The sequence below is a fragment of the Muricauda brasiliensis genome (assembly GCF_003057865.1).
GTDB classification, from domain to species: Bacteria; Bacteroidota; Bacteroidia; order Flavobacteriales; family Flavobacteriaceae; genus Flagellimonas; species Flagellimonas chongwuensis.
The window spans coordinates 87,901-107,262 of the sequence record NZ_QBTW01000010.1 but is presented as its reverse complement, the minus strand read 5'-3'; the positions used below and the strand labels follow the sequence as shown (position 1 = coordinate 107,262).

17 protein-coding genes are annotated in these 19,362 nt (G+C 41.0%); 9 read left to right on the top strand and 8 right to left on the bottom strand.

Translation table 11 applies throughout. From position 1 onward, the window contains the following. Positions 1–181: 181 nt before the first annotated feature. Positions 182–559 (top strand): hypothetical protein, encoded by a 378-nt coding sequence (locus tag DCK90_RS05960; protein ID WP_108245273.1) that lies wholly within the window; start codon positions 182–184, stop codon positions 557–559. Positions 560–609: 50 nt separating this feature from the next. Here DCK90_RS05960 and DCK90_RS05955 read toward each other — a convergent pair whose 3' ends face one another. Both DCK90_RS05955 and DCK90_RS05950 read right to left on the bottom strand, forming a co-directional pair. Continuing rightward, positions 610–1,242: an MOSC domain-containing protein gene (locus tag DCK90_RS05955; protein WP_108245272.1), complete on the bottom strand. Its 633-nt coding sequence runs from the start codon at positions 1,240–1,242 to the stop codon at positions 610–612. 68 nt (positions 1,243–1,310) lie between these two features. After that, positions 1,311–1,664 (bottom strand): DUF6249 domain-containing protein, encoded by a 354-nt coding sequence (locus tag DCK90_RS05950; protein ID WP_108245271.1) that lies wholly within the window; start codon positions 1,662–1,664, stop codon positions 1,311–1,313. Between the two features lie 135 nt (positions 1,665–1,799). On the opposite strand from DCK90_RS05950, the gene DCK90_RS05945 reads away from it, so the two are divergent. Together DCK90_RS05945 and DCK90_RS05940 are read left to right on the top strand one after the other, a co-directional pair. Beyond that, positions 1,800–2,387 carry an RNA polymerase sigma factor gene (locus DCK90_RS05945; protein WP_108245270.1) on the top strand — a complete coding sequence of 196 codons (588 nt, stop codon included), beginning with the start codon at positions 1,800–1,802 and terminating at the stop codon, positions 2,385–2,387. Then, a complete protein-coding gene (locus DCK90_RS05940; RefSeq protein WP_108245269.1) occupies positions 2,371–2,781 on the top strand; it encodes a hypothetical protein in 411 nt (136 codons plus the stop codon). The genes DCK90_RS05945 and DCK90_RS05940 overlap by 17 nt, the downstream gene beginning before the upstream one ends. On the opposite strand, the gene DCK90_RS05935 is transcribed toward DCK90_RS05940, so the two are convergent. The 3 genes from DCK90_RS05935 to htpG form a co-directional block, all read right to left on the bottom strand. Then, positions 2,778–3,134 (bottom strand): DoxX family protein, encoded by a 357-nt coding sequence (locus DCK90_RS05935; protein ID WP_108245268.1) that lies wholly within the window; start codon positions 3,132–3,134, stop codon positions 2,778–2,780. The two genes, DCK90_RS05940 and DCK90_RS05935, sit on opposite strands and share 4 nt — an antisense overlap. A 5-nt stretch (positions 3,135–3,139) precedes the next feature. Further along, on the bottom strand, positions 3,140–4,480 hold the full coding sequence (locus DCK90_RS05930; RefSeq protein ID WP_108245267.1) for a hypothetical protein: 1,341 nt from the start codon (positions 4,478–4,480) through the stop codon (positions 3,140–3,142). A gap of 95 nt (positions 4,481–4,575) precedes the next feature. Beyond that, a complete protein-coding gene (gene htpG / locus DCK90_RS05925; RefSeq protein WP_108245291.1) occupies positions 4,576–6,462 on the bottom strand; it encodes a molecular chaperone HtpG in 1,887 nt (628 codons plus the stop codon). A 313-nt stretch (positions 6,463–6,775) separates the two neighbouring features. On the opposite strand from htpG, the gene DCK90_RS05920 reads away from it, so the two are divergent. Together DCK90_RS05920 and DCK90_RS05915 are read left to right on the top strand one after the other, a co-directional pair. Continuing rightward, complete coding sequence (locus tag DCK90_RS05920; RefSeq protein ID WP_108245266.1) at positions 6,776–7,432, top strand: TetR family transcriptional regulator C-terminal domain-containing protein; 657 nt, start codon at positions 6,776–6,778, stop codon at positions 7,430–7,432. Positions 7,433–7,437: 5 nt separating this feature from the next. Further along, entirely contained in the window at positions 7,438–8,748 is a 1,311-nt protein-coding gene (locus tag DCK90_RS05915; protein WP_108245265.1) for an ABC1 kinase family protein, read from the top strand. Positions 8,749–8,825: 77 nt separating this feature from the next. Here DCK90_RS05915 and DCK90_RS05910 read toward each other — a convergent pair whose 3' ends face one another. After that, the gene (locus DCK90_RS05910; protein WP_234414657.1) at positions 8,826–11,243 is read right to left on the bottom strand and encodes a S9 family peptidase; all 2,418 of its coding nucleotides are present in this window, start codon (positions 11,241–11,243) and stop codon (positions 8,826–8,828) included. A gap of 154 nt (positions 11,244–11,397) precedes the next feature. Between DCK90_RS05910 and DCK90_RS05905 the strand changes: the two genes are divergently transcribed. Further along, positions 11,398–12,408, top strand: coding sequence for a 3-oxoacyl-ACP synthase III family protein (locus tag DCK90_RS05905; RefSeq protein WP_108245263.1), 1,011 nt, complete (start codon positions 11,398–11,400; stop codon positions 12,406–12,408). A 115-nt stretch (positions 12,409–12,523) separates the two neighbouring features. Here DCK90_RS05905 and DCK90_RS05900 read toward each other — a convergent pair whose 3' ends face one another. Then, complete coding sequence (locus DCK90_RS05900) at positions 12,524–14,974, bottom strand: TonB-dependent receptor domain-containing protein (RefSeq protein WP_108245262.1); 2,451 nt, start codon at positions 14,972–14,974, stop codon at positions 12,524–12,526. A 350-nt stretch (positions 14,975–15,324) separates the two neighbouring features. Here DCK90_RS05900 and DCK90_RS05895 point away from each other — a divergent pair, with 350 nt between their 5' ends. Beyond that, positions 15,325–15,684 carry a CoA-binding protein gene (locus tag DCK90_RS05895; protein WP_108245261.1) on the top strand — a complete coding sequence of 120 codons (360 nt, stop codon included), beginning with the start codon at positions 15,325–15,327 and terminating at the stop codon, positions 15,682–15,684. Here DCK90_RS05895 and DCK90_RS05890 read toward each other — a convergent pair. After that, a complete protein-coding gene (locus tag DCK90_RS05890) occupies positions 15,668–17,155 on the bottom strand; it encodes a sodium:solute symporter (protein WP_108245260.1) in 1,488 nt (495 codons plus the stop codon). The two genes, DCK90_RS05895 and DCK90_RS05890, sit on opposite strands and share 17 nt — an antisense overlap. Before the next feature lie 76 nt (positions 17,156–17,231). Here DCK90_RS05890 and recR point away from each other — a divergent pair, with 76 nt between their 5' ends. Further along, positions 17,232–17,852 carry a recombination mediator RecR gene (gene recR, locus DCK90_RS05885; protein ID WP_108245259.1) on the top strand — a complete coding sequence of 207 codons (621 nt, stop codon included), beginning with the start codon at positions 17,232–17,234 and terminating at the stop codon, positions 17,850–17,852. Positions 17,853–17,931: 79 nt separating this feature from the next. Next, positions 17,932–19,296, top strand: coding sequence for a dihydrolipoamide acetyltransferase family protein (locus DCK90_RS05880; protein WP_108245258.1), 1,365 nt, complete (start codon positions 17,932–17,934; stop codon positions 19,294–19,296). Positions 19,297–19,362: the final 66 nt, after the last annotated feature.

The following is a 19,362-nucleotide window of genomic DNA, read 5'->3' as shown; positions in this document are numbered from 1 at the left end:
TAAAAAACTAATTAGCATGCAAATATCTACAATGTTAACTCAAAGTTATGCTATTTTATCATTAATACTATGTTAAAACACCTACCATGTTAATATAGCATATAAAGTGGAAAAAGGAGTGGTATTCCTGTGCGCTATTGCACCATACATTTGTACTGTAATCTTAAAAAAACGAAGTGTTATGAAATTAGTAAAGAACCTAACAGTAGCAGCGGCCCTATTGATAAGTGCAATCGGGTTGGCGAACGGAACCACAACCGATTTTGGCAAAAAAGTAGTAGCCAAGTACGAAGTTGAAAAGAATTTGGTAAAAGTAAACCTTGATCCAGTATTCGTAAAAAAAGGTCAGAAAATAATGATGAACCTTTTGAACGTTTCCAAGGGTAAGGTGCTTTTAAAAGTATATGATAGCGAGGACAGACTTATTTTTGACGAAGCTATCGATGGTGACATTGTAGTTGAAAAAGCATTCAACTTCGAAAAAGCCTTCAAAGATGAATATACCATTGTTGTAGTGGACAAATTTGGAACCTACAAAGAAACTATGGTAGTAAGATAGTTTGTTTAGTTAATTTTTATGTGCATTGGGGGTCGAGAGGCCCCCTTTTTTTATGCCCATTTCTCAAGCTTTTTCCTTTTGCTCTGCGGGAGAGCTTCATTATCTATGGCCCATTTTAAGACTTGCTTGTCCTTGGTTTTGGCAAAAAGTAGCGTATAGAATGCTTGAATGGACAAAGGGTTTTCCGATTCTTCCACGAGTTCCATGGAATCGCCCATTACAACTTTTCCAGGTTCAAGAACACGTACGTATGTTCCAGGACGTCCATGGTCTATGAACTGCTTTAAAATGCCTTGGTCGTTGAACCGAATGCCCAATTTGTAGCAGGGCTCCCTAGGTTGTGTAATCTGTACCAGTGCTGTTCCCAATTTATAAATGCTTCCAATCTTTAATTGGGACTCGTCCAAACCATCAAGGGTCAAATTTTCGCCAAACATGCCCCAGTTCCAATTCAACAGTGGGTATCTCTCTTTCCAATAAGCATAGTTGTCTGAGGAGAACAGATAACAAGCTTTGTACGTACCACCATGGTGTTTTCTGTCGACTACGGTATCATTCTTTACATCTTCCACATCTAAAAAAAGTGGTTCATCGACTGGATGTTTATAAATGCCCGTCATGGTTTCTTTACCGTTCCATACAATTTTGGTAGGATTGCCGAGGTTGGTGGAGATTACTTTCATAATGGCAAGTTATAAAAAACCACCGTTTGTGGCGGTGGTCATGTAACTAAATTTAATGTCTAAGAAAATCAATCTTCCCTTTCCAATTTTTTGGTCATGGTAAATCCGGCAAAAAGACCGGCCCCTGCTAGCATAAAGATGGTGCCCGGATACGCAACTTCTTCATCGACCCCTAGGCTATAGTGCAGTATAGATGCAATGAAAATGGCTGCTCCAATGCCTATGAGCAACAACGCCAAGTTTAAAATGATGATTTTCCAAATTGGTGCAGTCCCATTTCTTTTTCCTCTGACAAAAATACTGGCGTCTGCCCCTTTTTCGATTAATGCCAAACGTTCCTTGTTTCTTGTTGAAAAATAGAGGTATGCAATGGCAAGGATAACACCAAAAATGATAGGAATAACGATTACTTCTGATCCCATAACTGTTCGTTTTAATGATTATTTGTAATTTTTTTGTTCATAAGCTATGACGACGGTTTTTCCGATCAGGTTACATAATTTTATAAAAATAATTTTTTGTGTAACCCAAACGGTACTTCCAACGTCCAATGAACGATGCTGACCAACAAGGAAAATCAAATGATCTCGGAAATACGCAGGGGGAATACCCGCGCGTTCTCGGATTTGGTGGATAGTTATAAGGATATGATATTTACACTTTCGGTTAGAATGTTGGGCAATAGGGAAGAGGCAGAGGAAGTATCACAAGATGTATTCATTAAAGTATTCAAATCCCTGCCTAAGTTTAAGGGCGATTCAAAATTGTCCACCTGGGTGTATAGAATTGCCTACAATACTTGTTTGGATAAGATAAGAAAAGTAAAAAAGCAACGAATCCATTTGGATATGGAACATGCGGACAAGATAGATTACGCCGACCTGGATACAGCGTTTCATAAAATGGTAGCGATAGAGCGAAGCCAATTGATAGAGCAATGTCTATCCAGATTATCGGAAGAGGATGCAGGTATCCTTACTTTGTTTTATCTTGAGGAAAAGAACCTGCTGGAAATGGAAAAGGCGACCAACCTCCCTGTGAATACATTAAAGGTGAGGTTGTTCAGGGCCAGAAAACGATTGGCCAGTATTATGGAAAAGAGTTTGAACAAAGAAATATTGCAGAGCAATGGATCAATTGGATGATAAAAAACTGGAAGCATTTGTAAATAAGGTCATGGAAGAAGCTCCGTTGGAGTCTCCTTCTGCCGATTTTACCAAAAATGTGATGCAAAAACTTGAGGTGGAAGCACCGCAACAAGCTTTTGAATACAAACCCATACTATCGGGCAGAACTTTGTCCTTGGCTTTTGTTGCTTTTGTGGCCCTCGTGTTTCTACTGGGTTCACAACTGGGTGTGGATAATGGGCAGGGTTGGTTCAAAAACTTGAACATGGAATCTTGGTTCCATACCGATTGGGGATGGGTGAAAGGTTTCACTTTTTCCAAAGTTACCGTGTACGCTTTCCTGTGTTTGGGACTTATGTTTTTTGTACAGGTGCCTTGGCTGAAAAGGTATTTGGATAAAAGTATTTTCTAGAGATACGCATAGTAATATGCCCAATACATTAAAAAGAATTGCAGGGGAATCCGTAGGATCAAAATCCATTTTGGGATACCAGCTGATGCTTTTTCGCCCGAAAGCATGTAAAAATGTACCGAAAGAAAAACACCTAGCATTAAAATGATGCCAAAGGTGCTCAGTTTTCGGGTGGCATCGAAGCAGACGCCTATTCCCAAAACAATTTCGGCGATTCCGCTCAAATAAACCAAAAGCCTATGGTTTGGCAGGTACCTGGGCATAATGCGCATATACATTTTAGGTTTTATAAAATGCATTAAACCTGCGAAAATGTACATTCCGGCCATTACGTAAAGGTGCCATGGAGCCATAAATCCTAATCTTTAAAGTACCAAAACGGTAAGATAACATCTGTAACGGTCTTAACCGTATCTTTTTCCTTTCTTTTTCGTCTGAGCCTTAAAAGGTGTTTTCCCTCTTCGAGATTAGCGAGGTTGAGGTAGGTCTCGAATCCTAGGATATTTTTGATTCCCGTGGTAAGGATAAAATCTTCGTCCATATCCAAGCTATCAATTCGGAAAGCATGGGTTTCATTAAAAGTTCTGAGGTACATCTTTCGGATACTGTCTTTTTGGCGCGCACTGGTAATCTGGTCGCTCCAGTTGGTGGTAACCTTCATACTACTGGATAGTCCCCGCCTATCAATCTCCGGTGTCAAGGAATCATTGTAGGCAAAAATCCGGTTCTCCAAATTATCAGAAAAGGGTACAAATACTTTTAAAAAGGGTTTGTTGATTACCTTGGACGGAATAACCATCTTTCCTGGAAAATCACCATCTTCCGTAAGCATGTCGGCATAGTTTTCCTTATTGGCAAAAGTGCTCGAAGATTGCTGGTCCTTGTCCAGATAGTTGGAGTTACGATATTCCAAACTGGTTATCATTAATATCGCAATATAAATGGGTACTAGTAGTAAAATAAGTCTTCTTCCAAAACGATTGTCCAGAAAATTATAGACCAAGGGCCTGTATAAAAATGAAAGTGTCAAAAAACTAAAAACCCAATATATGGGAAAGTAGATCTTGGATGTCCATTTCTTCTTTTTGAGCCACCCCTGCGTTAAAAAATCAATAAAGGTTAAGGTCATGCCCGTAATAATGAAAACAATGAGCACAACCCCTAGAATACTGGAAAGTCCTTCCGGGAGATAATCACTTTCAATAACAAAATTGGCCACCAAAACAATCGATAGGATAATCATCGTCATGGCCAGCACGTAGAAAATCAACAAGAACGAAATGGCAAAAAGTACACTGCAATAATTCTCTAGATTGGCAATGTACCGGTCAAAGGAGACGATGCGTTTTTGAAGGTATTTGGTGAAGCGTTCCGAATAGCGAAGCTTTTCAAACTCTATGTCACCGGAAACGTACCGTAATCCAAGAGATCCTATCCAAAGTCCACGAAGGATTACGTGCAGCAATAGGTTGAACAATAATATGGAACACGAAATTTGAAGGATGAGGTAGACTACAAACCGGTAAATTTGTTGTTCGTTCTCAGCATTTACCGTTTCAATGCGAAGGGGCTCGTAGGCCGTAAACAGTCCGAAGATGGCAAAACCCGAAATAATAAGCTCAAGTTCCCAACTTTGTTGTTGCAGCGAGTCCAGTAGTTTTTTAAATGAGGGACTGTTGTAATCGTTGTTCGCGCCCACGGTCTTTGATTGGTTTGTACATCCAATATAGGCATAAAATGCAAAAACCGCTCTAAATGAGCGGTTTTGCGTTGTTGATTATAAAAAAACCAAGACTATTTAATCATCTCATAGCTTCTTGCGATAAAGTTGGTGAGCTCTTCTCCTTTCAGCAATCCTTTGGATAGACGTGCCAAATCCAACGACTGATTGATCAGCCTTTCCCGTTTTTTAGCGGTCTTGGTATTTAGTATTTCACTTACCAATTCGTGATTGGTATTCACGATAAGGTTGTACATGTCGGGCATATTTCCCATTCCGAACATGCCACCACCACCAGTACGCTGCATTTCTTTCATTCTGCGCATAAATTCTGGCTCGGTTATTATGAACGGGGAAGCACTGCTTTCCATGGCCTCCAATTGAATGGTATATCCTTTATCGGAAATTACTTTTTCTATATCAGCCTTTAGGCTGTCTTTTTCCTCATCGGACAATTTGGAAATAGCCGTATCCTCTTTTTTGATAAGGTTGTCCACATGGTCCGCATCTACTCGAACAAAAGACAGGTTCTCTTTGGAGGTTTCCAATTTTTGCATCAAGTGGGAAACAATCGGTGAATCCAGTAACAGGATTTCGTATCCTTTTTTCTTGGCAGCTTCAATATAGCTGTGTTGCGCCTCTTTGTCCGAAGCATAAAGCACTACCAATTTATCATCCTTGTCGGTCTGATTGTCCTTGATTTTGGCTTCTAGCTCTTCAAAAGTGTAGAAATTGCCATCAATTGTTGGGTAAAGTGCAAATTTGTCCGCTTTTTCAAAGAATTTATCCTCGGAGAGCATACCATACTCGATAACCACTTTGATGTCGTTCCACTTCTGCTCAAAATCCTCGCGGTTGTTCTTGAAAAGCGAGCTTAACTTATCGGCCACTTTTCGGGTGATGTACGAAGAGATTTTCTTCACCGCGCCATCAGCCTGAAGATATGACCTTGAAACGTTCAATGGAATATCCGGAGAATCGATGACACCTTTTAACATTGTCAAGAATTCGGGAACAATGCCTTCTACATTATCCGTTACGAATACTTGGTTCTGGTATAATTGAATTTTATCCTTTTGAATGCTGAGGTCGTTCGTCAACTTAGGGAAATACAAGATACCCGTTAAGTTGAACGGATAATCCACGTTCAAATGGATATGGAACAAAGGCTCCTCAAACTGCATAGGGTAAAGTTCCCTGTAAAAACTTTTGTAATCTGCTTCTTCTAAATCTGCAGGTTGCTTGGTCCAAGCTGGATTTGGATTGTTGATGATGTCATCCACTTCCTGAGTCGGCGCCGGGTCGTCTTCTTTAGCATCTTCCGGTTTGGGAAGCGTTTCCGTTTTTGTCCCAAACTTGATTGGAATGGGCATGAACTTATTGTACTTCACCAAAAGCTCACGGATTCTTGATTTTTCCAAAAACTCGGTGGAATCCTCTGCAATATGAAGGATAATTTCCGTTCCCCTTTCAGTTTTGTCACTTGGTTCAATGGTAAACTCGGGAGAACCATCGCAAGTCCAATGTACCGCGGGTTCTTCTTTGTGACTTTTAGAAATGATTTCCACTTTCTCCGCAACCATGAAAGCGGAATAGAAACCAAGGCCAAAATGCCCAATGATGCCGGCATCTTTGCCTGCATCCTTGTATTTGTCCAAGAATTCCTCGGCACCGGAAAAAGCCACCTCGTTGATGTACTTTTTCACTTCTTCCTCCGTCATCCCGATACCTTGGTCTATAATATGGATGCGTTTGTTATCCTTGTCCACTTTAACCTCAATAATGGGGTTGCCGTACTCCACCGTTGCTTCCCCTATAGAAGTTAAGTGCTTTAATTTTAAGGTTGCATCCGTAGCGTTGGAGATAAGTTCCCTCAAGAAAATTTCGTGATCACTGTATAAAAATTTCTTGATCAAGGGGAAAATGTTCTCTACTGAAACATTGATTTTACCTGTAGCCATCGTTTTGTTTTTTATTCTTTTTACAGCAGATGAGTCAAAAAAAATACCATAGTGCAAAATCTGACAAACTGACATTTGGTCGTCTGATTCAGAACTTTAACATAAAATTGTTTATTTAATTTTGAAAAAGATTAAACAGAATTAGTATATTTACAGTGTTATAGGATAAAAATTGCTATGAAATAGTATTACTATAACAAGTTTGTTTATTTATTGGTTAGGTTGTGAAAATGCACTTTCGCCAGAAAGTGCATTTTCTTTAAAAAGTAAATTGTAAAATACTAACCTTGTAACACTTCAAAAACATACTAAAATGGCAAAGACGACTAAACCCAAAATTACCGAGGATAAAATCATTGGCTTGTTCATGGAATCTGTTTTGGAACATGAAAAGGTACCGAGCTCGGTGTTTAAGTTTTGTAAAGCAAATGATATCAAGGAAGAGGAATTTTATGGATTCTTTGGTTCGTTCGAGTTCTTACAACAAATTATCTGGAACAAATTCTTTGATAACAGTTATGGTTTGATGCAAAAGAACAAGCAATATGCATCCATGACCAACGAGGAAAAAATGTTGACCTTTTTCTTTACGTTTTTTGAAAACCTGACACTGAACAGGAGCTATGTGCTTATCATAATGAAGGAACATCAATATTCCTTGGAGGGATTGAAGCAATTGAAAGGGCTTCGGTCAAAGTTTAAGGATTTCGCTTCCACACTTATAGAGGAAAGGAACGATGAAAAGCAGCACAAAATCTTTAAGTACAATGCTCCCTTGTTTGCCGAAGGCGCTTGGTTACAGTTCCTATTTATTCTAAAATTCTGGACGGAAGATGGTTCCCCAGGTTTGGAAAAGACCGACATTGCCATTGAAAAATCAGTTACTACGATATTTCAAATTTTCGAGACCACTCCATTGGAAAAGATAGTGGATTTTGGAAGATTCCTTTATAAGGAGAAATTCGCATAGAGCACATGAAAAGTTTGGATACCATTCCCACAGGGAAAATAGAACGGGCAGGTAAGCTTGTTAAGACTGGGGTAAAGATTGGTGGCAACTATGTGAAATACTACGGTAAAAAACTGGTTGACCCCCAAATGTCAAAAGATTCCTTGGACCAAGACAATGCGGAGGATATTTATGATGGACTCAAAAGTTTAAAAGGTAGTGCCCTCAAAGTGGCCCAAATGCTCAGTATGGAGAAGAACCTCTTGCCAAGGGCCTACGTGGAAAAGTTTTCCCTTTCCCAATTTTCCGTGCCCCCTTTGTCCGCACCTTTGGTCCGCAAGACCTTCAAAAAATATCTGGACCAATATCCAGAAGAGATTTTTGACGAATTTGAAAAGGATTCTGTAAATGCGGCCAGTATAGGTCAGGTTCATCGCGCAGAAAAGGATGGTAGAAAATTGGCGGTCAAAATTCAATATCCGGGGGTTGCAGAAAGTATTGGTAGCGATTTGGCCTTGGTCAAGCCCGTGGCCATTAAAATGTTCAATCTCAAGGGGAAGGACTCCGAAAAATATTTCAAGGAAGTTGAGCATAAACTTATCGAGGAGACCAATTATATCTTGGAGTTGGAGCAGAGCCATCAGATTACAACGGCCTGTTCCGTGATTCCAAATATGCAATTTCCAAAATATTATCGCGAGCTGTCAAGCGAGCGTATCCTTACCATGGATTGGATGGACGGTACCCATCTTGGCGAATTTACCAGAACGGACTTCGATGCTGAACTTGGGAATACCCTTGGGCAAGCCCTTTGGGATTTTTACATGTTCCAGATTCATAAATTGCGAAGAGTGCATGCAGACCCGCATCCCGGTAATTTTTTGGTAAGTGAAAGCGGTAAGTTGATAGCCATTGATTTTGGCTGCATCAAACAGATACCGGACGATTTTTATGTTCCTTACTTTGAACTGGCCAAGGAAGAGAACATCAATGATGACAAAATTTTCATGGAAAAATTGTACGAACTGGAAATATTGACACCTACCGATTCTGAAGAAGAACTAAAGTTTTTCAAGGCGCTTTTCAAAGAAATGCTCACCATTTTTACATCGCCTTTCCATAAAGAAACTTTTGATTTTGGAGATGAGACATTCTGGTCCAAGATTGCGAACTTGAGCGAACGTTACTCCAAAGACGAACAAATCCGAAAGATGAACGGGAACAGGGGGTCAAAGCACTTTTTGTATATAAATCGCACATTTTTTGGACTGTATAATCTTCTTCACGATTTAAGGGCCAAAGTAGATGTGAATTCATACGTGGCATATATGGATTGATTTCCTCCAATGGAAATAAAAAAAATCCCGTTCATTGGATTAACAATGAACGGGATTTTTGTTTTATGGAAGTTTATTTATTTTTTCTGCTTCACATATTTTTCCAACCATTGGTCTTGTTCCCAGAGCAAATGAAGAATGCTCTCTTTGCCTCTGTACCCATGGCTTTCTTTGGGCAACATGACCAACCTTACCGTTGCGCCCAATCCTTTTAATGCATTAAAATAGCGCTCACTCTGCATGGGGTAGGTGCCGGAATTGTTATCAGCTTCTCCATGAATCAACAATAAAGGCGTTTTCATTTTCTCGGCATGCATAAATGGCGACATGGTGTAATACACCTCTGGAGCCTCCCAATAATTTCTTTCCTCACTTTGGAAGCCAAAGGGTGTCAGTGTTCTGTTATAGGCACCACTTCTTGCGATTCCTGCCGCGAACAAATCGGAATGAGATAGCAGGTTGGCAACCATAAAGGCCCCATAGCTGTGTCCACCCACCGCAATGCGTTCACGATCAATATGGCCAAGTTCATCAACTGCATCGATTGCGGCCTTCGCATTGGCTACCAATTGACTTCTAAAGGTATCGTTTGGTTGTTCATCACCCTCACCAATAATGGGGAAGGCAGCACCATCCAACACAACATAGCCCTTGGTGACCCAGTAAATTGGTGACCCCCAGTACGGATAAGTAAATTCATTCGGGTTGGATGTGTTCTGGGAAGCACTGTTTTTGTCTTTGTACTCTCTTGGATAGGCCCAAAGGATCATCGGCATTTTTTCCTTTTTCTCCATGTCATAGCCAACAGGAAGGTATAAAGTTCCGGAAAGCTCCAATCCGTCATCCCTTTTATACGTAATCACTTCTTTGTGCACATTTTGAATGCTTTTGTACGGGTTCTCAAAATTGGTGAGTTGAATTGGCCCTCTTCTTTTGATCAAACTTTTATAGTAATAGTTCGGATACTCATTAGCAGATTCAATGCGAACCAGCAATTGGTCTTTTTTAGGGTCGTACTCAATAAGGTTTTCCAATTTCCCCTCTAACTTTGAGGTGTATAGTCTTGTTTTTTTAAGGCTCTCCAAGTTGAATTTTTCCACAAATGGAAATTGACCTTCCTCGGTATAGCCATCACCAATAAGATAGGCATTGTTGTTTTTATCCAAGGAGAGTACCCAACTACCATTTTCATTTCTTTTAGTGACGAAATTACCTGGGTCACTGTAAACATCTTGATAATTTCGATCTTCGATTATCTTAGCCTCTTTTTCTGGTTTGGAGGGGTCAAAAACATACGTCTTTGTGTTTCTATTGTTCCACCAACGGTCGTGGGCAATTGCCAGGTTGTCATTCCCCCATTGGATATAGCTAAATCTATTTTTTGTTTTCAAGATGGATTTTCCATTTCCGTTAAAAGGAGCCTCCAGTTGGAACACTTCATCACGGTAATCGACTTCGTTCTCTGGATCACCTCCGTCCAGCGCTTCAACATACATTATGGTGGCCGGCTTATCGTTTCTCCAGCTTATATCCCGCATACCAGTTCTTTCGGCCATAAAGCCTTGGGGAAGGTCTTCGATAAGAGGGACTTCCAGAAGAGTTTTTACCTCGGAGCCGTCTTTTTTGTATATGGTAGTGGTGTTGGGAAACCTGTAATAGGGTACCAAATAGGAGAAGGGTTTGTCCAAAGTCACTGTCATGACATATTCCCCGTCCGGAGAAAAACTGATGCTGGTGTACATATCCGCATCTTTCCATTTGGTCTTGGTTCCGTCCATTTGAACTTTGTAGAGCTCTGATCGGGCCAATTGCTCAAAATTGAACTCATCATTTGGGTTTTTCAACAAATCCTGATAGGTTCTGTTCTGCGCTTTTTTTCCATCGTTGGTGGAAATGGTCGGTCCATCGGGAACAGCCTCGGCTGTATTGATCAGTGGTTTTCTATCATCCGGTAGCATTTTGACCAAAACAGACTCCCCGTCCTTGAACCAATTGATAATGTCCCTCATGTTGGCATTCACGTTGGTTTCCGTAATGGCAGTGGCCTTGGCCGATTTTAGATCAAGGACCATTATTTCCACCCCGTCTTTGGTAGTGTTTGTAAATGCAATTTTTGACTGGTCGGGAGACCAATTGAAATTGGCCAATCTAGGGTTTTCGGATAGTCCGTCTACTTGCCGGCCCTCTTTTGCACCAACCTCCTTTACAATTATATTGTTGTAATAGTTGGTCCTGCTGCCAATATTGGTCTTTGGGTTGATTCTGAGCCCGGCCAATCTAAGCTCGGTTTCTGACAATTCTGCAATGCTTTTATAGTAATCCCTGTAAAGTAGCACCATATGCTCACCGTTATCGGTAATTAACACACTGGGTGCCAAAGGGGCGTTTACAAGTTCAAGTATTTCTTCCGAAGGTTTTTGATACGTTAATTTTTCCTGTGCATGGACAAAACAGATAGACAGGGTCGCCCAAAATACCCAGAGATAATTTTTCATAAGCCTGATGTAATTGTTTAACGAGTTAAGTTTTTTCATTTTTTAAAAGTACAACTTTTAAAAAGTATTATTTTGGCGGAATAATGAATAAACAGTATGGATATTTGATAATTTTCAAATTCTAACTATCTTATTTCTATAAAACATATACTAAATGTACAATTCCAAGATTGCTGGATTAGGATTTTACGTCCCTGAAAATATAGTCACCAATGACGACTTGTCAAAAGTGATGGATACGAATGATGAATGGATTCAAGAACGTACAGGGATTAAGGAACGGCGTCATGTAATAAAAGATACTGAAACCACGACCTCAATGGGAGTGGAGGCCGCTAAAAGGGCCATCGAGCGTGCGGGTATCGATAAGGATGATATTGACTTTATTGTTTTCGCGACCCTTAGCCCCGATTATTATTTCCCTGGGCCCGGTGTATTGGTGCAGCGTGATCTTGGCCTAAAAAGAACCGTTGGTGCCCTGGATGTGAGAAACCAGTGTTCCGGTTTTGTTTACGGGATTTCCGTGGCCGACCAATATATTAAAACCGGTATGTACAAAAACGTACTGGTCATCGGTTCCGAGCTGCATTCCCGTGGTCTGGATATGACCACAAGGGGCAGGGGGGTATCCGTTATTTTTGGTGATGGTGCGGGAGCGGCCGTTTTGACCAGGGAAGAGGATACGTCCAAAGGAATCCTTTCTACCCATTTGCATTCCGAAGGACAACATGCTGAGGAGCTTTCACTGATAGCGCCCGGAATGGGCAAACGTTGGGTCACCGATATTATCGAGGATGCCGATAAGGAAGATACTTCCTATTATCCGTACATGAACGGACAATTTGTTTTCAAGAATGCAGTGGTCAGGTTCAGTGAGGTCATCATGGAAGGACTCGGTAAAAATGATTTGGCCCCGACCGATATTGATATGCTGATCCCACATCAGGCGAACCTTAGAATCTCCCAATTCATCCAGAACAAGTTTAAATTGAAGGATGAACAGGTATTCAATAATATTATGAAGTACGGTAACACCACGGCGGCTTCCATACCCATAGCATTGACGGAGGCTTGGGAGGCTGGAAAAATCAAGCAAGGTGATTTGGTGGTCCTTGCGGCCTTTGGTAGTGGCTTTACCTGGGGCAGTGTCATCATTCGTTGGTAGACAATCGACATTTATACAATTAAATATAAAACCCCGGTCCGTTTGGATCGGGGTTTTTGATTGATGCTAACATAAGATAACCAACCAACACTTGAATATGAAGCATCAATATATTTTAAAGGATTCCGCCTCCACCTTGTTTGGTATTGCTGTCCCTGCGTTTACGCTGCTTTGCTTGGTTTTTACCGCTTCCAAATCTATATGAAAGACCTAGGTACAGATTGTTGCTTTCCCAATTAAAGGCTCCTTCTTGCGCGTAAGGATAATCGCCCTCGAAAGCAAATCGCATGGTATTGAAAATGTCATTGTAATTAAGGCTCAATGTGCCCTTGCCTTCAGCAAAACTGTAGCGAGCACCCAAATTCACAAAATACATCGGGTCGGCATTGAACTGTATACTTTTATTTCTTCCACGGTAAAAACCGAAAGCTTGTAGCGTTAATGCCTTGGTAACGGTAAAGCTGTTGTTCATTCTCAGGTTCCAAGCCGTATTGTCCACTTTTACCCGTTGCGCCACAATATCTTCTTCACTGGGTTCCGGGTCCGTGGTGTTCAAGGTTTCTGTCAACCCTCTTTGGGTTTGCGAGAACAGGTCAAAACTTCCATTGATGTTCCACCATTTCAAAGGTTTGTAATTGGTGGAGAGTTCCACCCCGTAGGCAGATGTTTTGTCAAAATTATCAAAGGTCAGTATGGTCTTGTTCAAGTCCAAGCGGTCCACATAGATAGCTCGGTTGATTTCATCTGTTATGCTTCTATAGAAAACACCTCCGGTAATACTTCCATTTTTTATTCTTTTGGTGTAGTTTGCTTCATAAGAATTGGTGAACTGAGGTACCAAATTTGGGTTTCCAAAAGAAGAGATCAAAGGCGTTGCAAACTCACGGATGGGGTTTACCTGTTGTAGACCGGGCCTATCTACCCGCCTGCTGTAGCTCAGTTGCACTTGATCACCTTCATTGGGTCGGTAGGTGACAAATGCTGAAGGGTAGATCTCCGTATAGTTGTCCGTAAAGGCACGTACGGAATTGGTGTCCGCTTTTACTTGAACGTCCTCGATACGAACGCCCATTTGATAGGACCATTTTTCGTAGGTCTGCCCAAATGTGGCGTAGGCCGAATAAATATCCATGTCGTACACAAATTTAGTGGAGGGCGTAGGTACCAAATCCCCATTGGAATTAAAAGATTGCCCAGTGGAAGAATAATCCACAATGGTCTCAAAATTTCTGGATTGTAGACCCAGTTCCAGTTTGGAAATACTGTCCAGCGGATTCACATAATCCAAATTGGCAGTGGTCTGGGTACGCTCGGTGTCCACAAAATCCATATAATCTGGATAGGTTGAGGCGCCGACAGACCTAAAATCTGCATCCTGTTCACTGTCGAACAGGTTGTGGTCTATTTCCAGTTCTATGTTGTGGCCTTCCTTATTAAAATCGAGTTTATAGTCGAAATTATATTGCTCACTGCTATTGTTGGAGTCGTCCAGGAACAATTGCGTCACGTTTCGCGAAGGATTATTAAAATATGAAACAGCAGTCTCTCCTGTTCCTTCACCTTCATAGATATTTTGATTGGTAAAAAAGGAAATGGTGTTTTTATCGTTCAGGTAAAAATCCACTCCTAATTTGTACAGGTGCGACTTATTGTTGTTGAAAAAGTCAAACTTTTGGCGTGAGTTTTCATCTACACGAAGAATGCTTCCATCATTCACCCATTTACCGATGTTGTTGCCATAATTTCCATAAAAATTAAACTTTCCATTACGGTAGTTCATATCAATGGAACTGTTGAACTTCGCCTCGATTCCTTTAGTTAGTCCAAGGTTGACGTTTCCATTAAAACCAATGTTTGCATTTTTGTGCAATACAATATTGATGATGCCGCTCATTCCTTCGGGATTGTACTTGGCGGATGGATTGGTAATCAGTTCTATGGATTTAATGGCAGTTGATGGAATCTGCTTGAGCAGCTGTGCTACGGGAACGTTAGACAATTTTCCGTCGACCATGACCCGTACATTTGAGTTGCCCCTAAGTGTAATATCACCTGTTTGGGAATCCACGTTTACGGATGGAATATTGTTCATAATGTCGGAAGCCGAGGCGCCAGCAGTGGTCAAATCTTTACCCACGTTGATTACTTTGCGGTCTACGCGTTGTTCAATGGTAGTGCGTTCCGCTACCAGCTCCACACCCTCGAGTTCTTTGGTTTCTTCAACTAGGGTTACGGTTCCCAGGTTAAGGGTCCGTTTGCCCTTGGCGATCACTAATTTTTGGGAATACGTTTTGTATCCTATGTACTGTACTTCAAAAACAAATGTGCCATCGGGCAGTTTGTTGATTTCAAAGCTTCCATCTTCTGTGGTAATTCCACCTGTAATGGTCTGGGAACCATCTTCAGATTTGATGACAACAGCAGCATAAGCTACAGGTTCGTTGGAAATTTCGTCGATGACCTTACCATTGATGACGCCCAGGGCATCGTTTGGATTATTGGCAAAAGTTGAAAAAGGGGATATCATGCACAGCAATAGTGCAACTAGAAAGCTCACATGTCTCATGAGTAGTTCGTTTTTTGATTGATGATTGATTGATGATTGATGTCACTCTTAAGACGCCGTAGGTTCGGGAATGTTACAGGCAAAACTTAATTTAACATCCTTTAACAATAAAGCATTCTAAATTGTCTCAACTTTGTAAGGCAGGCTTCTATTAGAGACTAATGATATAACGCTATAAAAGAAGAAACCCCGGTAACGAGTACCGGGGTTATACATTGATAAGCTATACTAAACACTAACCATTAACTATAAAAATACAGTCTTACCAATGACTTTAAGTTATAAAAAATAGACGACTCTTCATGTGAAAAATTACAGTCTATATAAAAATTTAACACAAAAATTAACAAATGCAAAAAACACTTGTCATAGGGGCTTCTACAAACCCGGGAAGATACAGTAACACAGCAATTCGTAGGCTGGTTGACAATAATATTGAAACAACCGCATTTGGGATACGTGGGGGAACTGTATCAGGGGTACAAATTAAAGACAACTTGATTGATTTTCAAAATATTGATACCGTAACTTTGTATTTAAATCCAAAAAATCAAAAAGAATACTACCAACAAATCGTGGACCTAAACCCCAGGCGGATTATTTTTAACCCGGGAACGGAAAACCCGGAATTCTACAAAATCCTTGAAAATGCTGGGATTGAGGTCGAAGTTGCTTGTACTTTGGTGCTACTTGCTACTGGACAATTTTAGATTGTTCTCCCGACTTTTTAGTACGGATAAACCATAGGCCAATAAATGTAAGCAATCCGTTTAACGGTAACAATTCATAGCCAACTTGATAGCCCCCTAAATATTCCGAAGGGATATTGGCTATAAAAACTATGGCAATCACCGATAATAAAGCCACTATCCAGACATAACTGTCCTTGATTTTGTGTTTGGTGAAGATGCCAAAGGCAAAAAGACCCAGTAGTGGGCCATAAGTGTAACCGGCTACCGTAAGCAAGCTATCAATCACATTGCTGCTAAGAATATACTTAAATGCAATGATGACCACAACAAGAGCAAAGCTCATGGCAATATGGGTACGTTTTCTAATGCGTTTTTGTTCTTTGTCCTCCTTGTTTTGAACGTTTAGGAAATCCACACAGAAAGAAGTTGTCAAGGAAGTAAGCGCACTATCGGCACTACTGTAGGCCGCGGCGATGAGACCGAGCATAAAAGTGATGGAAAGTGCCAGTCCCAATCCACTGTTCAGTGCAATTTCAGGAAATAGAAGGTCGGTCTTGGGGGTGCCGTCCATCAATGGAAGCCCAATACCTTCCCTTTTGGCATAAATAAAGAGCAATGCTCCCAAAAGCATGAACAAAAATGTGGATATCACAAGTACAAAACTAAATGAGACCATATTTTTCTGGGCGTCTTTCAAGGATTTGCAGGTAAGGTTCTTTTGCATCATATCTTGGTCAAGACCCGTCATGCAAATGGTTATGAACATTCCTCCCACGAAGGATTTGATAAAGTAATTTCTATCCAAAAAGCTCTCTGTTACCAAAAAATCATTGTAATTCTTTAGCTCTTCGGAGGCAAGGAATTCCCCAAAGCTCCAACCGAGTTCTTGATTGATCATCACAATGGAAAGTACGACCGCCAGTATCATAAAAAGCGTTTGCATGGTATCTGTCCATACTATTGTTTTAATGCCACCTTTGTTGGTATACAGCCAAATCAATAGGATAGAGATGACTACGGTAAATTCAAAACGCACTCCCAGATCATCAAAAACAAACTGTTGCAAGACTATGGCAACCAAATAAAGTCTGAAAGCTGCTCCTAAAACCCGTGATATGAAAAAGAAAAATGCCCCGGTCCTATGGCTCGTCTTACCAAATCGATCCTCTAAATATTCATAGATAGACGTCAGGTTTAACCTATAGTAAAGAGGTAACAGTACAAACGCCACCACAAAATAGCCCACAAGATAACCAAGGATCACCTGCATATAGCTGAATTGGCTATCCTGCACCCAGCCCGGCACTGAGATAAAGGTAACGCCCGATAATGAGGCGCCAACCATTCCAAAGGCCACTACGTACCATGGTGATTGTTTTCCGGCCTTAAAAAAATCGGCGTTGGAATCATTTTTTCCAGTAAAGTAGGAAATCAATATAAGCACCAAGAAATAGGCGCCAATAAGCAACAGGATTTGTGTGGCTGACATATATGCAATTTGATTTGCAAAGTACGAAAGTAAATTGGTAACTGTAAAATCGTAATTTTGTAGGAGAATTGATGCTATGGAATTTTCATCGAAGCTATTGGAAAATGCTGTTTACGAGATGTCGCAACTGCCAGGGATTGGTAAAAGAACGGCTTTGCGCTTGGTGCTGCACCTTTTAAAGCAACCAGAAGAGCGGTCGGAGCATTTGGCGAATGCACTCCTTAAATTGAGAAGCGAGGTCAACTTTTGTAAAAATTGCCACAATATTTCCGATACAGAAGTATGTGAAATATGCGTAAACCCCAAACGGGACGAAACCTTGGTGTGCGTAGTGGAAGATATTAGGGATGTAATGGCCATTGAAAATACATCTCAATATAACGGATTGTACCATGTGTTGGGAGGTAAGATCTCTCCCATGGAGGGCGTGGGCCCACAAGACCTAAATATTGGGTCACTGGTGAAAAAAGTAAAGGACGGAACCATTAAGGAATTGATCTTGGCATTGAGTTCCACTATGGAAGGGGACACCACTAATTTTTATATTTACAAACAACTGGAGGGATTGGAGGTGACCACTTCTACGATAGCAAGGGGAATTTCAGTGGGAGATGAATTGGAGTACGCGGATGAGGTAACTTTGGGAAGGAGTATAATCAATAGGGTGCCTTTTGAAAATTCTATTAAAGCGAATTAATAAACATAAATCAAAAATAAGTCGATTTCTTTAGTATTTTTGTAAAATACAAATCAAAATCACTTTGATAAATACGAATATGTCAAAATTTGAATTGAAATTACCGCAAATGGGAGAAAGTGTTGCTGAAGCCACCTTGACCAATTGGTTAAAAGAAGTGGGCGACACGATAGAGATGGACGAAGCCATCTTCGAAATAGCTACGGATAAAGTGGATTCCGAAGTTCCCAGTGAAGTAGACGGGGTATTAGTGGAAAAGCGGTTCGATGTAGATGATGTGATAAAGGTGGGCGAAGTTGTCGCCGTGATTCAAATTGAAGGAGAGGTTGACACTGTTGCCGAGGGATCCTCGGAAGAAAAAGTCGAAGAAGTGGTGTCCGTGCAGGAGCCGGCAGGAGAGTTGGAAGCTCAAATGGCCAGTGTAAAGGAGTCAGTTTCCTCATCCACGCCCGATTTTTCAAGTTCAGAAAGATTTTATTCGCCTTTGGTGAAAAACATAGCCAAGGAAGAAAACGTTTCCATGGATGAGCTCGAGGCCATTACCGGTACAGGTAAAGAAGGTAGGGTCACCAAAAATGATATCATGGCCTATTTGGAAAACCGCTCCAATGGAAGTCAGGTAAAAGAAGAGGCTAAACTAAAACCTGAAACAAAAACCGATAAAGTCGAAGCGCCTTCTGCTCCAAAAGAGACGGTCGCGAACAAACCTCAGGCGCCAAAAGTTCAGGTAGGCGCAGGGGATGAGGTCATTCCGTTGACCCGTATGGGCAAATTGATTGCCCATCACATGATTGAAAGTATATCAACCTCCGCCCACGTTCAGAGTTTTGTGGAGGTGGACGTGACCAATGTGGTGAACTGGAGAAATAAAGTAAAGAACACTTTCCAGCAGCGAGAAAGTGAAAAATTGACCTTTACACCCATATTTATGGAAGCTGTGGCCATGGCCCTCAAAAAATATCCGTTGATGAACATTTCGTTGGATGGAGATAAGGTCATCAAAAAGAAGAACATCAATTTGGGAATGGCAGCAGCCCTGCCCGATGGCAACCTGATTGTGCCCGTAATCAAAAATGCCGACCAATTGAACTTGGTAGGGATGGCCAAAACAGTGAACGATCTGGCCGATAGGGCAAGAAACAATCAATTAAAGCCCGATGAGGTAAAAGATGGTACGTACACGGTAACCAATGTTGGTTCCTTCGGAAGTGTTTTTGGTACGCCGATCATCAATCAACCGCAAGTAGGAATCCTTGCATTGGGGGCCATCAGAAAATTACCATCTGTAATTGAGACCGATCAAGGTGAATATATAGGTATCCGCAGTAAAATGTACCTCTCACACAGTTACGATCACCGAGTGGTGAATGGTGCATTGGGCGGAATGTTCGTAAAATCAGTGGCAGATTATTTGGAGGCCTGGGACATAAATAGGGAAATATAGTAGAAAACTGCCCATATTCCTGTCACTATTCTTAATTTAGAAGCCTAGTGAACCTTATTTAAAACG